General features: G+C 40.6%; 22 protein-coding genes, 1 tRNA gene and 2 pseudogenes. 10 read left to right on the plus strand and 15 right to left on the minus strand.

Translation table 11 applies throughout. The features are described from left to right. Nucleotides 1-21 precede the first annotated feature (21 nt). A complete protein-coding gene (locus BGC07_RS11785; protein WP_069313275.1) occupies nt 22-870 on the minus strand; it encodes a hypothetical protein in 849 nt (282 codons plus the stop codon). Nucleotides 871-1,078: 208 nt separating this feature from the next. On the opposite strand from BGC07_RS11785, the gene BGC07_RS23320 reads away from it, so the two are divergent. After that, the gene (locus tag BGC07_RS23320; protein ID WP_268801656.1) at nt 1,079-1,207 is read left to right on the plus strand and encodes a hypothetical protein; all 129 of its coding nucleotides are present in this window, start codon (nt 1,079-1,081) and stop codon (nt 1,205-1,207) included. Nucleotides 1,208-1,320: 113 nt separating this feature from the next. Here the strand turns inward: BGC07_RS23320 and BGC07_RS11790 are convergent, their stop codons facing one another. Continuing rightward, nucleotides 1,321-2,436 (minus strand): hypothetical protein, encoded by a 1,116-nt coding sequence (locus tag BGC07_RS11790; RefSeq protein WP_069313276.1) that lies wholly within the window; start codon nt 2,434-2,436, stop codon nt 1,321-1,323. Nucleotides 2,437-3,133: 697 nt separating this feature from the next. On the opposite strand from BGC07_RS11790, the gene BGC07_RS11795 reads away from it, so the two are divergent. The 3 genes from BGC07_RS11795 to BGC07_RS11805 all read left to right on the plus strand — a co-directional run bounded on the left by BGC07_RS11795 (nt 3,134) and on the right by BGC07_RS11805 (nt 6,928). Next, complete coding sequence (locus BGC07_RS11795) at nt 3,134-4,231, plus strand: hypothetical protein (protein WP_069313277.1); 1,098 nt, start codon at nt 3,134-3,136, stop codon at nt 4,229-4,231. Between the two features lie 277 nt (nt 4,232-4,508). Further along, on the plus strand, nt 4,509-4,958 hold the full coding sequence (locus BGC07_RS22350; RefSeq protein WP_069313278.1) for a heavy-metal-associated domain-containing protein: 450 nt from the start codon (nt 4,509-4,511) through the stop codon (nt 4,956-4,958). A 5-nt stretch (nt 4,959-4,963) separates the two neighbouring features. Further along, entirely contained in the window at nt 4,964-6,928 is a 1,965-nt protein-coding gene (locus tag BGC07_RS11805) for a copper-translocating P-type ATPase (protein ID WP_069313279.1), read from the plus strand. A 72-nt stretch (nt 6,929-7,000) separates the two neighbouring features. Here the strand turns inward: BGC07_RS11805 and BGC07_RS11810 are convergent, their stop codons facing one another. From BGC07_RS11810 to BGC07_RS11835, 9 genes and pseudogenes are all read right to left on the minus strand, one after another. Further along, nucleotides 7,001-7,441 carry a hypothetical protein gene (locus BGC07_RS11810; RefSeq protein WP_069313280.1) on the minus strand — a complete coding sequence of 147 codons (441 nt, stop codon included), beginning with the start codon at nt 7,439-7,441 and terminating at the stop codon, nt 7,001-7,003. A 132-nt stretch (nt 7,442-7,573) separates the two neighbouring features. Then, complete coding sequence (locus BGC07_RS22355; RefSeq protein ID WP_235603128.1) at nt 7,574-8,266, minus strand: hypothetical protein; 693 nt, start codon at nt 8,264-8,266, stop codon at nt 7,574-7,576. Between the two features lie 112 nt (nt 8,267-8,378). After that, nucleotides 8,379-8,723, minus strand: coding sequence for a hypothetical protein (locus BGC07_RS22360; protein ID WP_235603130.1), 345 nt, complete (start codon nt 8,721-8,723; stop codon nt 8,379-8,381). Next, complete coding sequence (locus BGC07_RS23325) at nt 8,695-9,771, minus strand: MATE family efflux transporter (protein ID WP_069313281.1); 1,077 nt, start codon at nt 9,769-9,771, stop codon at nt 8,695-8,697. The genes BGC07_RS22360 and BGC07_RS23325 overlap by 29 nt, the downstream gene beginning before the upstream one ends. Beyond that, complete coding sequence (locus tag BGC07_RS23330; RefSeq protein ID WP_077216880.1) at nt 9,744-10,022, minus strand: MATE family efflux transporter; 279 nt, start codon at nt 10,020-10,022, stop codon at nt 9,744-9,746. The genes BGC07_RS23325 and BGC07_RS23330 overlap by 28 nt, the downstream gene beginning before the upstream one ends. After that, complete coding sequence (locus BGC07_RS11825) at nt 10,015-11,139, minus strand: alpha/beta hydrolase (RefSeq protein WP_069313282.1); 1,125 nt, start codon at nt 11,137-11,139, stop codon at nt 10,015-10,017. Before BGC07_RS11825 ends, BGC07_RS23330 begins: the two co-directional genes overlap by 8 nt. Nucleotides 11,140-11,474: 335 nt before the next feature. Further along, nucleotides 11,475-11,702 carry an IS1 family transposase gene (locus tag BGC07_RS23900; protein WP_394332136.1) on the minus strand — a complete coding sequence of 76 codons (228 nt, stop codon included), beginning with the start codon at nt 11,700-11,702 and terminating at the stop codon, nt 11,475-11,477. Next, nucleotides 11,632-11,826, minus strand: a pseudogene (locus BGC07_RS23335) (IS1 family transposase); the annotation flags it as partial. The pseudogene BGC07_RS23335 and the gene BGC07_RS23900, both read right to left, overlap by 71 nt. Nucleotides 11,827-12,043: 217 nt before the next feature. Next, complete coding sequence (locus BGC07_RS11835; RefSeq protein ID WP_069313283.1) at nt 12,044-12,580, minus strand: GspH/FimT family protein; 537 nt, start codon at nt 12,578-12,580, stop codon at nt 12,044-12,046. Nucleotides 12,581-12,737: 157 nt separating this feature from the next. Between BGC07_RS11835 and BGC07_RS11840 the strand changes: the two genes are divergently transcribed. The 4 genes and pseudogenes from BGC07_RS11840 (at nt 12,738) to parC (ending at nt 18,069) form a co-directional block, all read left to right on the plus strand. Next, the gene (locus BGC07_RS11840) at nt 12,738-14,375 is read left to right on the plus strand and encodes an NAD+ synthase (RefSeq protein ID WP_069313284.1); all 1,638 of its coding nucleotides are present in this window, start codon (nt 12,738-12,740) and stop codon (nt 14,373-14,375) included. Nucleotides 14,376-14,397: 22 nt separating this feature from the next. Further along, nucleotides 14,398-14,574, plus strand: a complete 177-nt coding sequence (locus tag BGC07_RS11845) for a hypothetical protein (RefSeq protein WP_235603131.1) — start codon at nt 14,398-14,400, stop codon at nt 14,572-14,574. Between the two features lie 148 nt (nt 14,575-14,722). Beyond that, nucleotides 14,723-15,736 (plus strand): quinone-dependent dihydroorotate dehydrogenase, encoded by a 1,014-nt coding sequence (locus tag BGC07_RS11850; RefSeq protein WP_069313285.1) that lies wholly within the window; start codon nt 14,723-14,725, stop codon nt 15,734-15,736. Between the two features lie 100 nt (nt 15,737-15,836). Beyond that, nucleotides 15,837-18,069 (plus strand): annotated as a pseudogene (gene parC / locus BGC07_RS11855) (DNA topoisomerase IV subunit A). Here parC and deoD read toward each other — a convergent pair. Continuing rightward, nucleotides 18,053-18,754, minus strand: a complete 702-nt coding sequence (gene deoD, locus BGC07_RS11860) for a purine-nucleoside phosphorylase (RefSeq protein WP_069313286.1) — start codon at nt 18,752-18,754, stop codon at nt 18,053-18,055. The pseudogene parC and the gene deoD sit on opposite strands and share 17 nt — an antisense overlap. A gap of 165 nt (nt 18,755-18,919) precedes the next feature. Between deoD and grxD the strand changes: the two genes are divergently transcribed. Beyond that, nucleotides 18,920-19,249, plus strand: a complete 330-nt coding sequence (gene grxD, locus BGC07_RS11865; protein WP_069313287.1) for a Grx4 family monothiol glutaredoxin — start codon at nt 18,920-18,922, stop codon at nt 19,247-19,249. 113 nt (nt 19,250-19,362) lie between these two features. Beyond that, nucleotides 19,363-19,439 (plus strand) — tRNA-Met (locus BGC07_RS11870). 53 nt (nt 19,440-19,492) lie between these two features. Here the strand turns inward: BGC07_RS11870 and BGC07_RS11875 are convergent. The 3 genes from BGC07_RS11875 to BGC07_RS11885 all read right to left on the minus strand — a co-directional run bounded on the left by BGC07_RS11875 (nt 19,493) and on the right by BGC07_RS11885 (nt 21,903). Then, on the minus strand, nt 19,493-19,990 hold the full coding sequence (locus tag BGC07_RS11875) for a GNAT family N-acetyltransferase (RefSeq protein WP_069313288.1): 498 nt from the start codon (nt 19,988-19,990) through the stop codon (nt 19,493-19,495). Nucleotides 19,991-19,999: 9 nt separating this feature from the next. Continuing rightward, entirely contained in the window at nt 20,000-20,503 is a 504-nt protein-coding gene (locus tag BGC07_RS11880; protein WP_069313289.1) for a GNAT family N-acetyltransferase, read from the minus strand. Nucleotides 20,504-20,571: 68 nt separating this feature from the next. Further along, the gene (locus tag BGC07_RS11885) at nt 20,572-21,903 is read right to left on the minus strand and encodes an LbtU family siderophore porin (protein ID WP_069313290.1); all 1,332 of its coding nucleotides are present in this window, start codon (nt 21,901-21,903) and stop codon (nt 20,572-20,574) included. Between the last annotated feature and the right edge of the window lie 171 nt (nt 21,904-22,074).

Genomic DNA, 22,074 nt, shown 5'->3' on the forward strand with positions numbered 1-22,074 from the left:
CAAAAAGAGTTAGAAATGATTTTAATCACATAGGGAATTTGCAGAATATGCAGCCTTATCTCTTTTATCATTAATCAATTTCTGAAAGAACACTGAGGGATTATCTGTTTTTCCATCATATAAGTCTTGTGTCCATACATCTCTTGATGTCATCCATTTTACTTTAGATGTTTTATGTTGTCTAAGACTGTCTAGCAAATTACTCTGGAACTCTTCTGGATTCATTGTGATTTTTGATTTACTACTCTTAATAGCTTTTGCTAAATGTCCTGGGACGACAAAGCTATCTGTTCCAATATTAACTCTCTTTCCAGCACCACCTAAAGTCCACCGGCGGTTATGCACCTTCGTTTCTGCTTTCTTGCAGAGTTTTTTTAAAAGTTCTTTGTTTTTGTGCTCATTTATTTCTGCTAGGCAGTCATCATACGTTCTATAACATTCAGTTTTCTTGGTCAATTTGCGGAGTTGCTGTAAGACATCACTCTTATAAGTGTCATAAAATCGACTCGACTCAGGCGTGTGGACTTGCCCAAAATCGATAGGAAATACGTTTCCATAAGGGTCAGCTATAAAATTTCTCCGATCTTGACAGTCTTGCATGACAAAATCACGTTTTAACATTTGAACAATGCAGTCAACTAAGCTGTTTACATCAGGATATTCTCCATCAATGTATGGGGTTGATAACTTAGCACTATTGGTAATTTCTGCAGTATCAAGACCTGTCCCGGCATAATATTCGTTCCACAATTTTACTTGAGTATCATAACTAGTTTCAAAAGTGCTTATTGAGTTGACAGGAGATTTAATTATGCGCTTATCCTTAAGTTGGGTATGATTGTTATTACCTTGTTGAAATTCTTTAGGCATAGCAGCGTCCTTATATAATTAATTCGTATTGGTTTCAAAAATCTATTTCAAGACTTCAACACCTTACTTAACATACAACATAAGAAAATGTTTAAGATACTTACATTTCTAGCCATTTATTATGTGGTTGCAGACAGAGCCCATGACTTTAGTCATAGGCCCCTGAGTTCTGGCGTATGCGAATATTTAAGCCAAGCTACTAAGAAGTATGCCTGGCGTGGAGGTAGAGACGATTGACTTTGATGGAGATCATCTGCATATGGTGATGGTAGTTCCACTGAAATACAGCATAGTGAGTTGTAATGCGGCAATTAAAAGGCCGATCGGCGTTGTGTAAAGCCCCCATTTTTATGCCAAGCCTAAAATGGGAGCTTTACAGGGTCAAGAAAGAGCTACAGGTTTACCATTAGTATCTGCACACAAAGCAAGCACTTTTTAATCGTTAACCCCTTAGGAAGTTTCCATCACCTTGGAGGGTAGGGGCTTAGAGCTTATGACCTCAATAAACCTTTTAGCATTGTCTGAAACAGTATCCAATAATGCTAAGGGTACGTTAGGTAGTCCCAAGACATAATTTGCTGGAACACGGACAGAGGTTGCTAATACGCCTGAAAGTTTGTTGAAATCCTTTTTCAATGGGTCGGGTTCTATGTTTATGCTGGTGAACTCATTGATTAATGAGTATCTTTTTGTGACATTCTGTATTTCGGATTTTATGGCGCGTGAAAGTGAAGTAGCAAGATCGGCTATTGAAGATTGATTATAATTTTGAGGTAGCTGAATCACTGTGTCGCTGATATAGTTGCCTATTGCTTGTAGGAATTCTTTGCCTTTTTTACTACAAAGCTTTCTTAAGTCTACAGGGATACACAGTGTTGCATTATCTGTAGCATGGCCAACATATGGCCCAATTTTCATTAATAAATAAGCTGTTCTTAATGATTGAAGGGATATGTGCGGGTACTTGGATTTTAAATCATTTAAATATTCTAGAACGTTATTAGGTAATAACAGCTTGTTATAATATATTTGTGAATCTGTTTTTTCTTTATTTAGCTCAACAATTTTGTCAAAGTCATTGCTTTTGTCCTCACTTTGTAAGTCATCAGAATTATCTATGATACTCAACAGGTTGTTTGTGAAGGAAGCCAAAGAATGGCCATCACCTGCCGCATGAGACAGTGAGATGCTTATAAATTGAGACTCTTCTGTAGAAATTAATGATATCGAGAAAACCGGGCTTGAAAACTCTCCATCATGGCCTAAGCCAAGTTGGTGTAAGCAAGATAAAGGGAGGTTGATAATTTCTTCTCTATCCAGTATTGAGCTATCTTGCAAGTGAATATGGTTAATTTCAAAAGCGCCTGGAGCGTATTTAAACACCATCTTATCTTCAATAATTTCTATTTTCGAAGAAAATCTCTTTGGTATGATAGATAAAACAAGCTGATATAGATAGGCTTTTGATATTTTACGGTTTATTTTAACTAAAATGAATATAGGGGGCGTATTAACCCTTCCTTTGTCAATATCCATTAATTCTATAGTGTTAACATCTCGCTTCATGAGTAAACGCCATAAATAGATAATAGAGTTTGACTTTGCCATAAACAAATTTTGAAAACAAGGCATAGGAAGGAAACAAATCATGTTGACTGTCTAGTTTAAGAGGAGGCTGAGCTACTACAAGCTGTTGCATCACAAGCCCTAAATGTTAATTCATTATCGTTAGCATGTTTAATTCAAACGTTGAGGCAGAGAAAAAATTGCATTGGGTTCTAGGTGTGGCCTTTCCAGAAGGCGAAAATCGTGCCTGAAAAAACTATATAGTAGAAAATCTGGCAGATGACTTTAAACACGTTTAGGCAAGAAAAAATGATTAAAAAATCCATTCAATCAAAAGGTTCAAAGTCGATGGGGATCATGATGGATCACTGAAAGTGACCTTATCGCTCTATTTCTTACATAAGGGTGTTTTGCTGAACTGAGCACACATTGCTTTGCAATGTTGAAATTTACAGTTTCGAATACAAAAACTTAGAAATGGTTACTATTTCTATCATGAAAAAAATATTTTTTTATCTATAAATTTAGAATGCGGATTTATCTTTTCCTCCGCAGATTAGAAAATAAATTAAACGGTTAAGGGGGTTAATTATGCCAAGATCATCACAAAAAAGGAAACCATGGTATGACGGAAGATCATTACCTGCGAGTGGCGAGTTTATAGTTCATAGGTTTATTCCTCAAAATAAATCACATCATGGATTTTTTTGAGGTTAATGTATCAAAAGGTAAAGCAGTTAGAGTTCATGTGGCAGAGCAGTTGTCGCTCTTTTTGGATCAACCGTTTCGACGTCCGGTAAGAAATTTAGATTCAGGCTTTTACCCATTAGCTCAATATGAATTTGTTGATCCTAATGCAAGTTCTAATGCTCAAGAGTTGGAGTCTGATTATTCATCAGGGTCTGATGATGGAGACCCAGGAGCCGATAACCCTTGGGAAAGTACCCTCCAACAAACCCCAGAGCCTGCTAATTTGTCAGCAGTAGCGGCGTACCGCACTGGAAGATATGATAGCAAAATGGGAGTCGGCTGTCTTCGTGAGCGTAAACGCCCTGAAAATTATGCACAGTGGAAAGAGAGGTATGCAAGAGGTAGAGGAGGAAGGTTCGAAGCAATAACAGCCACTAAGTTTCCATTTGTTTACTCTGTAAACAAAGTTGCTGAAAGCTATTCTAGAGAGAGAGTCTTTTTTAATTTCAGGCCAGGCCAAGAGCGTGAAGCGCAAAGGATAATGTTTCCTGAAGGGGGTGTTCGTTTTCAAATTCCAGTGGATGCAGTTAACTGTAATACTTTTACATTTGATGTCGAGAGAGATTTGCAAAGGCAAAACGAAAAGTTTAAGCGATCTATTACCATTTGTGGCCAGCTAGGTTTTGATTTGTCTACAGTGGGTAAATTACTCGAGGATCATCCACAACTACAAGAAATTTTTCTTGGTTTTGAAACTAGCCCTCAGTTAAAAGCAGCTTTTATTGCGGCTGAGAAAGTCGGGGCGATACCTGAACATTGGCGCGATCTTAAAGATAATTTACAACTCCAAAAGGCATTGGCTTTGCTTGATGATGCTGGTATTTTGAAGAAAAACTGGCCAGAGCTTAAGGAAAGTACAGATCCTTGTCAATTTGCTCAAAGAAAACTAATTCAAGCGGCAGAGCTTGCTAATGAAAAAGGTTCATGCTCAAGACGAAGTGTAAGTCGACCGGCAAATACAGCGACATTGTTTGCTCCTGGTGCAACAGTCCTAAGCTCAAGGAGAAGAGTGAAACCAGAAAGTGGTCACTGCGCAGTTCTTTAATCCCTTAGCCAAGATATAGGCCGCGTAGCGGACCTATACTTGCTTTAGTATGGGGCCTTTCACAGATCTGTTCCGTCATAGGGCTGATCTTCAATATTTCTTGTGCTATTTACAAACTTAACAGCGGGTTGTGTTAAAAAGCAAACAAGGCGGTAGTTATTTATCTGTGAGGCAATTGGACCCACCATATATTGGCTATTAATAATTTTATTGACCTCAATCTCAAGGTTAAGGTTATCCTGTCTGTAATCTAACTCATAGAGAAAAGGTAGCGCAGATGAATCAGTTAAAAGTGAATGGGTTACGTTGTGGGAGCTGTGTTAATAAGATAGAAACACGACTTGGGAATATTGCTGGTATTTCGGCGGTACAGGTGAATCTTGCAACAGGAGTGATTAAATTTGAAGGAGATCGCTCTGTTGCTGCCGCTGCAATTTGTGACTTAGGTTATGATATTGCTATACCAGTGGAATCTGATAGTCTTTCAGCTCAGAATTATCGCTTGAATGTGACTGGAATGCGTTGTGCCAGTTGCGTAAGTAAGATAGAGACAGCCTTATCTGAGCTTAATCACGTCGAAGAAGTCTCTGTATTACTTGCCAAAGGGCAAGTGATTGTTAAAACCAGCGATTATAAACGAGTGGCTAACACCTTGGCAGAGCTAGGTTATCCTATTGAATCCATAGATAAAGCGCTTGGCAAAAAAAGAAAACACAGAAGAAGCTAACCTTTATGAGTTATTGGCTGCGTTCTGGTTTGGCTTTAATCACAGGAGTCTTGTTAATTATCCTGGATTATTATGGTCCAAGGCTAGTAGAAAGCAGTGGCGTGATTAGTCCGGAGGGGCAGCTATTTTGGTCAGTCATTGCGATCATCACATTAGGAGTAATGCTCTTTAGTGGTAGGGTTATTTATGCTGCTGCTTTGCGCAACTTAAAGCATTTATCTTTCACTATGGATACGCTGATTCTTATTGGAACTTTTGCTGCATGGATTTTCTCGGTAATCGTCATCATGATTCCGCATCTCATTCCAGAGGCTGCAACTAGTCTTTACTTCGATGCTTCAGTGATGATTTTAGCCTTTATTAATTTAGGGCATGGCTTAGAAGCGCGAGGGAAAAAGCAAGCGAGTGAAGCGGTTGAGCGCTTACTTGATCTTTCTCCACAAATTGCCATTCGAGTTTCTAAGCTCGGTGATGAAGAAATTCCGGTTGATCAGGTGAAATTAGGTGATGTGCTGAGGGTAAAACCTGGTGCACAAGTACCTGTTGATGGTTTGGTCGTTGAAGGTGATTCTTATATTGATGAATCGATGATGACTGGGGAGCCGTTGGCTGTTCATAAGCAAAAAGATGATGCTGTGATTGCTGGGAGTTTAAATCAAAAAGGCAGCTTCTTATTTAAAGCAACAGCGGTTGGTGAAGAGACCATGCTAGCAAAGATGGCGCAAGCGGTGGAAGATGCGCAAGGGATTAAGCCTGAAATTGGTCGTTTAGCTGATAAAATCTCTAGCGTATTCGTGCCAGCGGTCATTTTAATTGCGCTAGTTACGGCAATTGTTTGGACCTTTGTTGCTCCTGATCCGAAAATTCCTTTTGTACTTGCAACATCGATTGCGGTGCTTGTTATCGCTTGTCCGTGTTCTTTAGGGTTAGCCACACCGATGGCAATTATTGCAGGCGTTGGTCGCGCGGCGGGGCTTGGAGTGTTGATTCGAAATGGTGATGCATTGCAACGTTCTAAGGATATAACTCATGTGGTGCTAGATAAAACAGGGGCGATTACTCAAGGGCGGCCGAAGTTGAATCGAATTCTAAGTGTTGATGATGCCATGAGCAGTAAAAAGCTGTTGCAACTTGCAGCAAGCTTAGAAGCACATTCTGAGCACCCACTTGCTAAAGCTGTATTAGATGCAGCACATGAAGAAGGTTTGGAGTTGTTAGAGATTACAGGTTTTGAGGCGACTGCAGGGCACGGTGTGATGGGAGAGCTTCAAGGAGAAATGCTTTATATTGGTAATCAGCGTTTAATTAACACATTAGGGTTGAGTCTTGATGGCATTGATCAACAAGCTTTAGCGGGTATGAGTGTGTTGTATATCGCGCGGAAAAATAACCTATTAGGTGCATTAGGTGTGGCTGATGCAGTGAAAGAGGACAGTGCTGAGGCGGTTAAGCGTTTGCAAAATTTAGGTTTGACGGTGGTGATGCTAACGGGGGATCGCTTGGAATCTGCAACAGCTGTTGCAAAAAGTGTAGGAATTATGGAGGTGATCGCCGACGTGCTGCCTCAGCAAAAACAGGAAAAAATTGCAGAACTACAAGCGCAAGGCCATGTGGTGGCGATGGTTGGTGATGGAGTGAATGATGCGCCGGCGCTTGCTCAGGCAGATGTGAGCTTGGCCATGGGGTCAGGCAGTGATATTGCGATTGCAGCGGCGGATATCGCTCTATTACGGCATTCAGTAACAGGTGTTGTCGATGCGATTCGTATCTCACAGTTGACGATGCGTAATATCAAGCAGAATTTGTTTGGAGCAATGGTCTATAATAGCTTGGGAATTCCCATTGCCGCAGGGGTCTTTTATCCGGCCTTTCACCTGTTACTGCATCCTATTGTTGCAAGCTTAGCGATGGCTTTATCCTCAGTGACTGTGGTCAGTAATGCTTTAAGGCTTCGTTATGCTAAGTTGTGAGTTTTAGAGAGTATCGATTAAATAACCACAGCAGGGTGTTTATTCCTGCTTTTTAAAGAGAACAAATTAGAATTAATTTTCTAGTATATCCATCACTAAATTGTTTAAATTAATTAATTGAGCATTAAGCATCTTGCTGGCTTTAATCAATTTTTTAATTGCAGTTTGTGTATGCTCGGGGCTTAAGTCGGGGTGATGAGGGGGTGAGTTTTGATCAAGCGGTTCTGGATCTTCTTCTTCATTAAGTAATGTTTTAAATTCAAAAGAGTTTTGAATAGAACGGCACTTGAAAATCGTTTCCATTGCTGTGGTTAAAATACGTTGTAAAGTCACATGATCATTGAAAAAAAGCTGTTTACTGTATTTGGCTTGGTTAGCGCTAATGATCGCCTCACAGACTTGGTTGAGCAACTCTATGGATTGTTGGCAGACGGGGATGACAAGATCAAACTGATCTGCTGTTAATCGATCTGAGATTTCTGCAATTTCTTGCTCTGCTTGGCTAAAATCCATGAACTGTCCTACTGCTTTGGTTAATGTCGGACTTATTGTAACACTAACCGTTAACCTGTGAATAGACGGCCGAGTGTGGCTGTTGCCTAGCTTGAGGCTATATAAATAGGCTTTTGATTATAGCTTGATATCCTAAATATTTTCTGTTGTTTCTGCTACTTTTGTTTTGGCTTGCTTTGGAATAATGCTGTCTGTTATTGATTGAAGATAGTGGTTATAAAGCTTAATTAAAAGCTGTTCATGTTCTGCTTTATTGATAGGGATATTACTAGTGAGAGGTTTTAGCTTGGCGTTTGAATCGTATTGACAGTACTGGTTAAAATAATGCTTAAACAGCGAGTAATCATCGGTGTTTAAGCTCAATTGATAGGTGCAGCCCGTTAAGAGTACTGGAGCGAGTTTGTCTAAGATATTCTGTTCGTTAAAATAGCTTGAGGCTATTTCAGCAATTAATTGTTCGAGTGTTATGTTTTGATCTAAAGTTAAGCGTGCTTTCCAGCAATTTAAAATAAATTGCAATATATTAATATCAGGCAGTGTTGCAGCTGGGTTGTATTGTTCACGATGAAAAATCCAGCGCATAATTTCGGCTTCTGACATGATTTGTTCGAAATAGCCTTGATTCGCGAGTATGGGGATTGAATGAATGCCGTGAGTGTTTTCAACAATCCCATAAAACTGCAAGCGTAAGCCGGTTAAAACAAGCTTGATGGTGTCCATTGTGGAACGCATGGCTTGGTTGTTTTCAAGGTTAGAGTAAGCATGTGAAGTATTGCGATAGGCTAGGCAGTAACTACATAACTTAGATATAAAATAATGTGCCATCGATTTTGATTGAGGTGGATATTGGTAGCTTTTGTGATTAATTTTAATATCTTCAATAATAGGTGTGCTAAGGCCAAATGATAAATCTTCGAGACTAATATTGTAAACTTTTTTAAGTCGGGGGGATCAGTGGACTAAAATGAAAGCTACGTTCAAGTTCTGGAGATACATTTTCAACGAGAGCAGGAAGTTTCTGTAATGCAGCCAAATGGTTAATAGATTCGGCCACAACGAAAATATCCAAGTCGCTATGGACTCCTTTAAGCTCTCCGTGTGGGCAAAAAAGTGCAGGCTCTTTTAAGGCTAGCGAGCCTCCTAAGTAAATATTCTTGCTCACAGTTAGGCTTTTGGCAGCAAGGCTTAATTGCAATAAAAAAGGCTGGTAAATTTGCTCGGCAAATTGCCTTTGTTCATTGTTGAGGGTGATGCTATTCTTGCACAAATGATTTGGTTGCATGATAATTCCTTAATTTTTTATTTAATTGGATTATTGTGAGGATAAGGGCAAAGGCAAGGCCGATGATAAACCCTAATGGAATACTAAAGGCGTGCCATTTTAAGTAATAAATAAAACACTGACTAATCGGTAGTGCTATGAGCCAAAAAGAAGCAATGCCGATTAGAAAAACGCTAAAGGTCGCAAGATGGCCACGCAATGCACCGATTAAAATAAGGCGTGAGCTGTCTAATAATTGATAAATTGCCATAAGCTGAAAGAATGGAATGAGATAGTAGGATAAGTTCTGTAAATTATTTGCTGAGTGAGTTGATAGATAGGGAGTCGCAAGAAATAATGGAAAAATAGAATAGAGTAAAGCCGTAATCATTCCAAAAATAGTGACTAAAATTATTGCCTTTTGTGTGATACCAGAAGTTTGATTTTTGTTTTCACTGATGAGAATTGACGTTGCTTGTGAGAGGCCAAAGGGGATCATGGTAAAGAGCAAAACATACTGATTAACAATTTGCCAAGCCGCGAGGGCGCTATGACCGAAACGACCGATGAGTAGGGTGCCGACCATCAGGGCGAGCAATTCCAGTGACATTTGTAAGCCAATAGGCAGGCTGGTTTTTAATAATAAGACAAAGGAGTGGGTTTGTATTTTAAAACGAGAGAAAGCATATTTGGTGAGAGTGCTGCGTTTGTAGCAGGTGATAAAAAATAGCAATAAAAACCCGAGCCAGGATGAAACACTGACCCCAATGGCCAGGCCGCTAAAGCCAAATCCTGACCAAGTAGAAAATCCAAAAATAAAAAGATAGTTAAAGGCAATGCCGATGGCTAGACGTGCTAGGCTGTAAAAAAAGATATATTTTTCATGATGCTCTGAGAGCCAATACTGTTGCAAAGTAGAGGTCAATAGCATAGGAATAATTGCAAATGATAAGGCATAAAAGTAATTTTTTACTAGAGTAATTAGCTCAGAGTTTTGGCCAGATAATCTGAGTAAGGGTGAGATGCTACAGAAAATAACAATTACAAATAAGCCGAGAATGATTGCCAAGACGAAAGCCTGGCGTAGTAACTCTGAAAGCAGTATATTATTTTTTTACACGCTGCAAATTGAGGACCAAGGCTGAATAAACAGCCATTGGAAAAAGTGAAAAAAGCGATGGAAATGCTAGTGGCAAGTGCACTGGCGGCAAGAGCGGTTGAACCAAGTTGGGCGACAAATAAATTGCCAATGACTAATCCTAAGGTTTGAACGAAACGCGATAAAATAACCGGGTAAGCGAAATTTATCAACTCACGCATCGGCTTGAACTTGAGTTGTTGATTGTTTTTTTAGCTTAGAAATGGGGTTAGTCTTTTGCGGATTTTTTAAAAGATTAATAATATATTGGCAGCAATATTCTTTATCATAATCTTCTAAAACATTATGTGCTGAGTTATTAAAGCTCATTTTATTATAAGGGGTGTTGTGGTGGTCGAGTTGCTGAAATAAGGCGCTCATATTTACGGTAAGATCATGTTTGCCATAGACAATAGTGAGTTGATCTGACTGTGTTTTAGTAATATCTACATCATCTTGCGCAGAGAAAACTTCTTTAACACAATTAATTGGGATGGCTAAATATTGGAACATTGTGCCCGTGTGGGTTTGATCGAGTGTATCGCTCGTTGTTTGGCGGCCTTTGCGAATCGGTTTTGGTAGGTAAGGCACTATCCTGATATAGAGACTAGAGATAATAGGGAGGCTGAGGAGACGCTTATACTTTAAATCACTCGGGGCTGAATGCAGCCCGGGGCCGCTTAATATGAGTTGATGGACAGGGCGATGCATAGCGACAAAGGTAGCGAGAATGCCACCCATAGAGTGGCCGACGATGCTGACTTTATTCGCTAATGAAGAGGCTAAATCATATTTTTCTATTGCGACTCGATACCAATCATGGCGATGGGCGAGGCTTAAAAGATGAGTCGAACTGATACCAAAACCGATAATTTTCGGTGAGATGTAGGGGATATTATTGGCTTCTAGGTGTTTAATTAAAAACTGAAACTCTTGTGGTGAGGCGGTAAAGCCATGCAACAGGATCACAATATGTTCATAGGGTTTATTAGGAAAGTAACTGCGTGTAAACGACTCTTGATATGAGGAAAGTTTAGGTAGTGCGGTAAAACGTGTTAGATAGCGATTATTTAAATAACGGGCAAGATAGCGAATAAAACCGCTAGTTGCATAGATAGTAAAATAGATAACAAGAATAAATAGAGCGATGCGAAAATGATGGTCTTGGGTGATATCGGGGTTTCGGAGTATTTCAAAGTCGATGATAAGAATAAAAATAGTGGCTAAACTGAAGAAGCTTAGACCAATTAATATTCCCCAGCGCACGAGGTGGTTGCGCTCTTGAAGGTCTTTTGCCATGACGCGAGCTCACATTCCATGTGTTTATATTAATATTTTTTTTAAAATAATCAGTGCTGTCAATGTAATATCACTGATTTTATATAACTTTTTTTTCGATTAAGCAGAAAAATAGAAATATACCATTACCAAGTGTACAGAGGTTGAGTTAATGTAAAACACAAGTTGTATTTTAACTTTATGCGAAATAAAAATAAAAGAAAAATACTTAAATTTATTTAATTTTAGGGGCTGACGCCTAATAAAGTTATTTGAACAATTTTTTAGTAATGTATCCGTTTGATTTAGTCAAATAGTCTTGCCAAACTCGAGTTTATTGATGAATAAATTGATCACTATACCATGCATTTTTTGCTTTTCGAAAAGAGAATGATTTTGCGTGCCAAAAGCTTAATTCGGGTTCTTAGGATTAAATGCTTGCGCTCAATAGCCTGAGTGATTTTTTTTGCCAATGAAGTGAGAGTCCTCTGGCAAAATACGCTGATAAGAACCTCAATCATCGGTATAATAATAGCGAATGTTAAACAATGAAAGCTTTGATTTAAGCGCAGTTGAAGCCTCATCTTTACGTCGGCCAAAATGATAGGCAAGAATTTTGCGGGTGGAGTGACCAATTGCATGCCAAGGCCAGCGCTGACTTTTCTTATGACCAACAAAGCTCCACATTTCATCCAGCTCAATATCGTTTGCGCATACTAAGTCGACTTCTCTCTCTTCATCACAGCCTGTATTTTTTCACTTATAACACTGATTGCCTGATGCATTTTTCCAAATTTAACAATGTTACTTTAACCACATAATGGACATGTTAATTCAATGTAGGTTATTACTAATAAAATTCGAGTGGCTTTATTATTTCTGGAATTACATCATATTAATCAAATGGGTGCACCATTCTTAATTTTTATCTCATAAGTGTGCATGGCTGATCAGTTTTACGTAGGCGGCCTTGGCGGTTCAAAATAAATTGTTGGTTAAGTTTGGCGCTACACAAAGTTAAGGTGCCATTGCTGGCAGCCAAGCCGTTTTCACCATAAAAGCTTAAATGGTTGCCTCGATTCCAAGTCAGATTGAGGGGCGTTGGGTTGAGGGTTGCGATCAATGTTTCGTTAATATTGCGCTGGTTATCTTGGTTCTTATCTAAAAATAGCATGAGAGGCTGTTGCCAATTACTGTGACAGAGAATTTGATTCGTTGTCGGGCAGAGAGTGACTGTTGCTTGTTGATAAAGTGCGTGTTCGCGACCAAGCTTGATGATTTTTTCTAATTGTGAGGCGATATATTGATGATTTTCACGCTCTTTTAAGCCAGACAGGTTGGGTAGTGTTAAGGTGATAAGCAGGCTCAAAAGGGCGAGGATGACTAGAACCTCGGTCAGACTAAAGCCTTTTGTAGATGAATTTGGCGTGCTCTGCGAGTCTCGGGTATAATCTGCAAGCATCGTCAACCCTTATATACTATTGAGCTTAGTGTAGAGGGTTTAGCCGGCTTTGAAAAGTGGCTAAATTTGGCGGGTTCGATGATATAACGCAATAGAAACAGTGTATTAAGGCTGTAAGCCTTGAAGATATGCAAGTGAGAAACAGTAGGTGAAATTCATGCAGACATTACGTATTGCGATGGCTCAATTGTCGTTGCACGTGGGAGCTATTGAAGAAAAAGCAGCGCGTGTTATTCAAATCGCTCAAGATATTGAAGATCAAGCAGATGCTGTTGTTTTTCCAGAAATGACCTTAACCGGTTATCCTGCAGAAGACCTATTGCTGCGGATGGACTTGCATGAACGGGTTGAAGCGGCGCTAAAATCAATTGCTGACGCCTCTTTAGATTTAAACCTTGATATCTTGGTTGGGGCGCCAGTGTTTGATCATGGCAATATCTATAATGCGCTGATTCAGATCCGCCAAGGCCAAGAAGTGAAGCGTTATTACAAGCGTTATTTGCCTAATTACAGTGTGTTTGATGAGAAGCGTTATTTCGAGCCGGGTCAGCATGATTGCATGACTGAAATTGCCGGGGTTCCGGTGGCCTTGGCGATTTGTGAAGATGTTTGGTTTGATGAGCTGATGGCAGAAGCCTCCGCTCAACAAGCGAAACTAATGATTAGCATCAATGCCTCACCTTATCATGTGAGAAAGCAAGAGCAACGTGTGCATATCTTAAAAGAGCGTGCCAAGCAGGGTAATATGCCTTTACTTTATGTGCATTGGGCGGGTGCGCAGGACGATTTAGTGTTTGATGGTTGTTCTTTTGTCGTTGATGCGACCGGTCGCTTAACCCAGCAAGCCGCAGCCTTTCGTGAAGATCTCGCTGTTGCTGAGCTGCGCCTGGGTGATCATGGGTTATATACACCTTATGCTGAAGAACTGCCTGCCGAGTTATCCGAAGAGGCTGAAATTTATCAAGCGCTCACTTTGGGGCTACGTGACTATGTGCGTAAAAATAAATTTAAAGGCGTTGTATTAGGATTGTCAGGCGGCATTGATTCGGCCTTGACTCTTGTGATTGCTGTTGATGCTTTGGGAGCGGAGGCTGTCGAAGCGGTGATGCTGCCGTCTGAATTTACTAGTCAGATGAGTTTGGATGATGCCAAAGCCCAAGCGGATATTTTAGGAGTTAAATATCATGTGTTGCCGATTACTGAGAGTTATAAAGCACTACAAAATGCACTGGTCCCCGCTTTAGGTGAGAATCGTCCGTTCGGGGTGACTGATGAGAACTTGCAAGCGCGTAGTCGGGCGGTGTTGCTGATGGCAATCTCCAATGCGACGGGGAAAATGCTATTAACCACAGGCAATAAAAGTGAGATGGCCGTCGGTTATGCCACTTTATATGGCGATATGTGTGGGGGGTACAATGCTTTGAAAGATGTGCCGAAAACGCGTGTCTTTAAACTTGCTTATTATCGCAATACCATTGCGAAAGTGATCCCTGAGCGTGTCATTACGCGCCCACCTTCAGCTGAGTTAGCACCGGATCAAAAAGATGAAGACAGTTTGCCGCCGTATGAAGTCTTAGATGAAATTATTGAGCGTTATGTTGATTATGATCAAAGTGCGACTGAGATTATTGATGCTGGATTTGCTAAGGCAGATGTGCAACGTATCTTGCGTTTGATTGGTCAAAATGAGTATAAACGCCGTCAATCAGCGCCTGGGCCACGGATTTCACAACGTGCCTTTACGCGTGAGCGCCGTTATCCGTTAACCTCGTCATTTGATGATTATTTAAAGTAAGTATTGAAAAAGGTTTCTTGTTATGTGGATTGCAATTGCGGTTATTGTCTTGGTGGTTTTATTACTGTCAGCCGTTATTATTCGGATGTTGCATGCACCCGCGGCAAATCTAGCACTTGAAGTAGGTGAACCGATGGAAGGTTCAGGCACTGTATTTATGCATAAGTTTGATCAACGTATGAAAAAAATTACTCGATGAGCTTAAAGAATCATCGGCTGTTAACGATGCCGATTATCCTAAATAATAATTTGTATTATAATAAGGAGCATATGCTCCTTTTTTTATGTGATTTATAACTTTAATAATAATTGATTTATAAATATAGCAATAACAATAAGGAGTACATGTGTCAATTTATTCACTTCTTCGCCCTTTACTTTTTTCCTTGCCTGCTGAGACAGCTCATCATTTATCATTGTCATCAGCAAAATGGTTAAATAATTTAGGCTTATTTGCCGATGTTAAAATACGTCAGCAGCCTTATCGAGTGATGGGTTTAGACTTTCCAAATCCAGTGGGTTTGGCCGCAGGCTTAGACAAAAATGCCGAATATATTGATGCGTTGGCAAAGATGGGCTTTGGTTTTTTAGAAGTCGGGACAGTGACACCAAAGGCGCAAATCGGTAATCCAAAGCCAAGATTATTTCGCGTCAAAGAATATCAAGCGGTGATTAATCGCATGGGTTTTAATAATAAAGGGGTCGATTACCTAGTTAACCAAGTTAAACAGGCTAAATATAATGGGATTTTAGGGATTAATATTGGCAAAAATAAAGACACGCCCTTAGAAAAAGCGCATGAAGATTATTGTTTTTGTATGCGCAAAGTCTATCCTTATGCAAGTTATATTACGGTGAATATTTCATCGCCGAACACGCCGGAATTGCGCAAATTACAAGATCGAGAGTTTTTAGCCGAACTACTTGAACGCATTAAAGATGAGCAGGCTGTTCTAGCTGCTAAATATAAACGTCTGGCCCCTGTGGTATTAAAATTAGATTCTGATATGGATGATCAGGCTTTATTAGAAATTGCCGAGCTCGTTTGTGAGTTTCAATTTGATGGGGTGATTATTTCAAATACAACGGTCAGCCGCGATGAAATCATCGGCTCTCCCTTGGCAAAAGAAGCCGGTGGGGTCAGTGGTGCGCCGTTATTATCACGGTCCACTGAGGTTTTAAAACGTTTTCATCATATAACAAAAGGGAAAGTGCCGCTGATTGGTGTGGGTGGTATTATGGATGCAGAAGGGGCGCTTGCGAAGAAAGAGGCTGGAGCTTCATTAATTCAGCTTTATTCAGGTTTGGTCTATAAGGGGCCTGAGCTTGTCAAAGAGGCGGCAGCTGCTTGGCATTATTAGAGAGTTTTCATGCAAGCTTGCTGAGGTTTGGACATCTGACTACAATAAGGCTAAATTTTACAGCGAATATCAATAAAAATTGAGATAGAGAATAAGAAGAATGTCAGTGGATATAAACGAACAGGTTGAAAGTTGCGCCTTGCAAGAGTTTGCGGAAAAAGCTTATTTAGATTATTCCATGTATGTCATTCTTGATCGGGCATTGCCGCATATAGGGGATGGCTTAAAGCCGGTGCAGCGTCGTATTATTTATGCGATGAGTGAGCTGGGTTTGCATGCCAGTTCGCAGTATGAAAAAATCAGCGCGGACAGTGGGGGATGTGTTAGGTAAGTTTCACCCACATGGTGATAGTGCCTGTTATGAAGCGATGGTACTCATGGCCCAGCCTTTTTCTTACCGTTATCCGATGATCGATGGCCAAGGCAATTGGGGCTCGTGCGATGATCCAAAATCGTTTGCCGCTATGCGTTATACCGAATCACGTTTATCTAAATATGCGAATAATTTACTTGCAGAAGTTGCCCAGGGGACAGTGAATTGGGTGCCTAACTTTGATGGTTCTTTGCGTGAACCGGCCTTATTACCGGCACGCTTACCGAATTTATTACTCAATGGCGTGACAGGAATTGCCGTCGGTATGTCAACAGATGTTCCACCACATAATATGCAAGAGGTGGTTAATGCTTGTGTACATCTTCTAGAGCACCCCAATGCAACGCTTGAAGATATTAGTGAGCTTATTCAAGGTCCAGACTATCCGACTGATGCTGAAATTATTACCCCTGTTGAAGATATTCAGCAGATTTATAAAAAAGGGACTGGGTCGATTAAGCAACGGGCGATTTATGAAATTGAGGGCAGTGATATTGTCATCACTGCTTTGCCTTACCAAGTCTCCGGTGAGAAAATTTTAGAGCAAATTGCCACACAGATGCGGGCGAAAAAATTACCGATGGTGGCTGATTTACGTGATGAATCAGACCATGAAAACCCGACGCGCCTGGTGATTACACCAAGCTCTAAGCGGGTGAACCGTGATGATTTAATGCTGCATTTATTTGCATCGACCGATTTAGAGCGGAATTATCGCGTTAATTTAAACGTGGTGGGTTTAAATGGCTTGCCGCGGGTGTTTAATTTGCTCGAATTATTGCAAGAATGGCTGGAGTTTCGTCAAGATGTCGTCCGTCGTCGCTTGCAGCATCGCTTGGGTAAAGTCGATGAGCGTTTGCATATCCTCGAAGGTTTATTGATTGTTTTTTCTTTTCTGGATGAAGTGATAGAAATCATCCGTTTTGAGGACGACCCTAAAGCTGTTTTAATGGAACGCTTCGAATTAAGCGAAATTCAAGTAAATGCCTTATTGGATATTAAACTTCGGCAACTAGCCAAGCTTGAAGAAGAGAAATTACTAAAAGAGCAGGCCGAACTTGAAGCCGAGAAAGAAAAGCTTGAGAAAATTCTAGCGTCTGAGCGCCGGTTAAAAACACTGGTGCGTAAAGAATTACAGCAAGCGATGAAAGAGCATGGTGATGAGCGCCGCAGCCCGATTGTCGCTCGTGGTGAAGCTAAAGTTCTGCAAGAAGCTGACTTGGTTCCTTCTGAGCCAGTCACAGCGGTCTTATCATTAAAAGGGTGGGTACGTAGTGCCAAAGGCCATCAAGTGGAAGGGCAAAACCTCAGTTATAAATCAGGTGATCGCTATTTAACGGCAGCGCAAGGGACGAGCAATCAGCAAATCGCCTTTATCGATAGTAGTGGTCGTAGTTATTCGATGTCAGCTCACCTCTTGCCTTCGGCACGAGGTTATGGGGAGCCGCTCAGTCGCTGGTTTAAGTTACCTACAGGTGCGAGCATGCAGCATATGGTGATGGGTAAAGCGGATGAACACCTTATCTTTACCACGAGTGTTGGTTATGGCTTTATTACTACATGCGCATCATTGTATAGTAAAAATAAGGCAGGTAAGACTTTCTTGAATTTATCACCCGGTGCTAGCATGTTGATGCCGGAAAAATTAACAAGTTTGTCTGATCATGTCGCTTTATTAAGCAGCGAAGGGCGTTTATTAATTCTAGCCGCTGAAAATATTGCCAAAATGAATAAGGGCAAAGGCAATAAACTGTTGCAACTTAATGCGGATGAGCAATTGCTCGCCGTTTGTGCTTTAGCTGTGGGTGCTGAGCTTGTGGTCAAAACTGAGAAGCGTAAGTTAAGCTTAGGGCCGAAAGATTGGCTGGCTTATATTGGCGAGCGTAGCCGTCGAGGCAGTAAGCTGCCCCGAGGTTTTCAGCGTGCAATCAGCCTAGAAGTGATTACCCAAGGCAGTTAAGTGCGGTTTCAACCATGTCTAAAAATTGGTGTTGGCGTTCTTGAGCAGAAGCGCGCTCACCGGTGATGAGTTGGTCGCTAATGGTCATAATCGCAAGCGCTTGTGCCTGATAGCGTGCGGCTAAGGTATAAAGCGCAGCGGTTTCCATATCGACGGCAAGGATGCCATGATCTTTCAATGTATCATAGAGCTTTTGATCTTCAACATAGAAGCGATCAGAGGTTAGGATATTACCAATATGACTTTGTTTCTGGTTCGCTTGTGCGGCTTGGTGGGCACGACTGAGTAAGTCAAAGCTTGCGATCGGGGCATAATCAATCGAGCTAAAGGTGAGTCTGTTGATATTCGAGTCTGTGCACGCCCCTTGCGCGAGAATAAGCTCACCAATCTTAATATCTGCTTGCATGGCTCCTGCGGTACCGACGCGAACGAGCTTTTTCACCTTGTAGTCATCAAGCAATTCTTTGGCATAGATGCTCATCGAGGGCATGCCCATACCGGTGCCTTGGACGGAAACACGCTTGCCTTTATAGGTGCCGGTAAAGCCGAGCATTCCGCGAATTTTGTTATAACATTCAGCATCTTCCAAAAACTCATTGGCGATGAGTTCTGCACGTAATGGATCTCCTGGCAGCAGGATATTTTCAGCGATTTGGCCGCTGCTTGCTTCAATATGAACACTCATAGTTTAGCCTTTTATGGTAAAAATCTAAGATAAATTTAAGACTCATCTTAAATGTAAATCAGCGAGAGTGCAAAGGGGTGGTCGTAAATCATGATCTAAGACTCGCTCTAGAGCTGGGATCTTGTGTATAATGGGTCTTTATTTTTGATTTTGAGTGAATGAGTGATGGAAAATACAGTTGAAATGATCAAAGGCCAAATTGCCGATACTGCCGTTTTGTTATACATGAAAGGCTCGCCACAGCAGCCACAATGCGGCTTTTCTGCTCAAGCGGTACAAGCGTTAATGGCGTGTGGCGTCAAGTTTGGTTATGTTGATATTTTGGCGAATCCTAAGATTCGTGCGACCTTGCCTCAGGTGTCTAGTTGGCCGACATTCCCACAGCTATTCATCAATGGTGAGTTAGTCGGCGGTAGCGATATCGTAGTCGAGTTACATGAAAGTGGTGAATTGCAAACCATGCTTGATGCGGCAAAAGGCGATAGCGTGGAATAATAGCCCTCGCTGATTGAAAGGGTCGGTAAAATGCCTAGAAAAAGTATTTTACCGATTTTTTAAAATAAGTCTTGCTTTCCCCGTTAAGCTCAGTATAATGAGCCTCAATCTTTTGCGGGATGGAGCAGTCTGGTAGCTCGTCGGGCTCATAACCCGAAGGTCGTTGGTTCAAATCCAGCTCCCGCTACCATCTTTTAAGTAGAAATTACCAGAACCTTTCTACATGTTTCACTGAAATATCTTCTAGTTTAATTCAAGACTCATGTGATAGGCGTCGACATATTTGCCATCGCGAAAGGCAAATTTTCGGATTAAACCATCTTCTCTAAAATTAAATTTTTTATATAAATTAATCGCCTTGTTATTATCGGTATAAACAGTGAGCACTAATTTTTTAAGGTTTAATTTATTTTGTGAAAAATTAATTAATTCTTCAAGTAAAGCATTGCCGGCCCCGATGTTTTGATAATCCTCGTCGATATTAAAGCCAAAGCGAGCAGAATGATGCCGAGGGGGTTCTAGGCAGTAAAGATTGGCGCGGCCAATGACTTTTTTGTGGTCAATATGTTCAAGCATAAAAATAAAATGATTCTCTCTTGCCAAAAAAGCACTCACTTGTTGTTTAAGCTTTATTGAAGATGGAGCGGGTAGCTGAAAGGTTTGTTGGTAATTAGATGGTTGTGATAAAACCTTTTGTAAATGATTTAGATCATCATCGCAATATTCTCGAATTTTAAACATAATTTAATCCTAATCCTTTAATTTTGTCATAAAGTAACTATCGATATATTTCCCTTGGTAAAAAGCATAGTTTTTGCAGTGACCTTCTAATCTAAAACCGTGCCTTTCATAAAGTGCAATTGCCGCCTGGTTATGTTTGTAAACATCCAGCTCTATACGTATTTTTCCAAGCCAATTAAAACAAAAATTAATAATATGGTTGACTAATAAAGAGCCGATCCCTTGGCCGCGATAGTTTTCATCAACCACCATGCCAAAGCTTGCAGTATGACTGCGGCGTGGGTTGTTTGGAATAAAGATAGATACTTCACCAACGACTTGCTCTGTTTTTTTATCAACCGCCATAAAAGAATATTGATTATTATCTTCCATGCGTTTTTGCCATTTTTCTTTTACCTTTTCGAGCGCAGGCGCAGGTAATTGTAAGGTATTACTATAAACCGATTCTTGGCTAAGTATTTTATGTAAATCTATTGCATCTTTGCTTTCATAACCACGGATATAAATATTCATTATTTCCTCCTGAAATAAAAAATGGCAGCCGAGGCTGCCATAACTTTGATGAAGACTCGAAGTTTGGTTTAGAAGTGAACTGTCATATCAAAACCAACGAGGTAAGAGCGTGGGCTAACGCCAGTGTTATCATAGGACTCCATTCGAGCAACTTCGACGCCTAGATCGGTACGGTTATCCAAGGAAATTCCTGTGTCTAAGCTGTATATGCGTTTGGCGATTGTTGACCCACTGTTGAGAGGGTCTCCAGCCTGGTGTGACCCGGTATTTGCTGTGTAGTATGTTTTCAAGTTGGCAGCGTTTTGGCTTTGGCTATAGCCAAAGGCAACATAGCTTGCATAACTTTTAATTTTAAAGTTATAAGAGGCATCTATTTCAAATGCAGATACTTTATCTGAGTTTGTTGTTGTGCCAGTTGCCAGGTTATCATCGTAGTTCTGCACTTTGACTAACGTAGTTGCATATTCAGCATTAATGCTGACAGGCCCAAAAGTTGCACCTGCATGAACATCAGCAACAGGCAGACGTGAATGACCATCAGCAGGCTGCGCTTGGCTTAAAGCAGATACTTCTGTACCGTTAATATCTGACATGTAGCCGGCACCAAAATAAGCGCTATTTTTATTGCCTAAGTCGAACGTATACCGTGCTTGTGTAACTAAACTTGCATGATTTGTATGTGTTGAACTTGTATCGGTATACACTGTGGTTGTGGGTGAAGTCATACCAAGTTGAGCATTAAAACCACCTTTGGTGTAGCCAAGCATTGCATTATCGCTACGGCTTTCGAAAAGAGCTGAAGCCACGTCAGTGGAAATGATATTTGGACCTGTCCAGTTGCCGAAGTAAGTATAAGACTTACCAATAGAGGCATAGAATGGTGTTTCGTTAAGATTACCGAATGTTACTTTACCAGTACGAAGATTACTAGCTAAAAAGTCATAGTAGATAAAGCCGGTGGTCCAATCATTGATGTTGGCCATGATATGGATACGAGCAGCAGTTAGTTCGGCATCGCTAGTGCGTTGGTCGTCAAAGTAATTGCCATCGAGATTAGTGTTACGGCCATAACCAATATCAGACTCTAATAAGCCACCTATAGATAGAAGCGGTAATTGTTGGCCCATTTTGGACATTTTTTGGCGAGTGACGAGAATATTTTGCTCTTGGCCGATAGCCCCAATTTGAGAAACCATTGGACCATCTTTATAGAGTGGGCCGACGTGAACCAGCCCACCGCTACTCGTACCCGCCCCTTGCAGTTGAGCAACTTGCTGTTGCAATTGCTTCATATCTAATTGAAGTTGTTTGATTTGTTGTTCAGAACTTGATGCTGCGAAGCTAACAACAGGCACAGCTGCAGCCGCTAGCAGTACAGCAGTACTACATAATTTTTTCATGATTGAGCACACCCTCTCTAAAGGTTATCTATACAGAGTTAATAGTTATAAAACCTCGGTAAAAATTACATTATTTCTGTATTTTAAAAATACAGTTTGATTACATTAGCATCATTAAATGAATAAAGTAAATAGTTTTCTTAAGCTGATCTTAATTATTTTTAAGATTTT

This window comes from Piscirickettsia litoralis, from assembly GCF_001720395.1.
Taxonomy (GTDB): domain Bacteria; phylum Pseudomonadota; class Gammaproteobacteria; order Piscirickettsiales; family Piscirickettsiaceae; genus Piscirickettsia; species Piscirickettsia litoralis.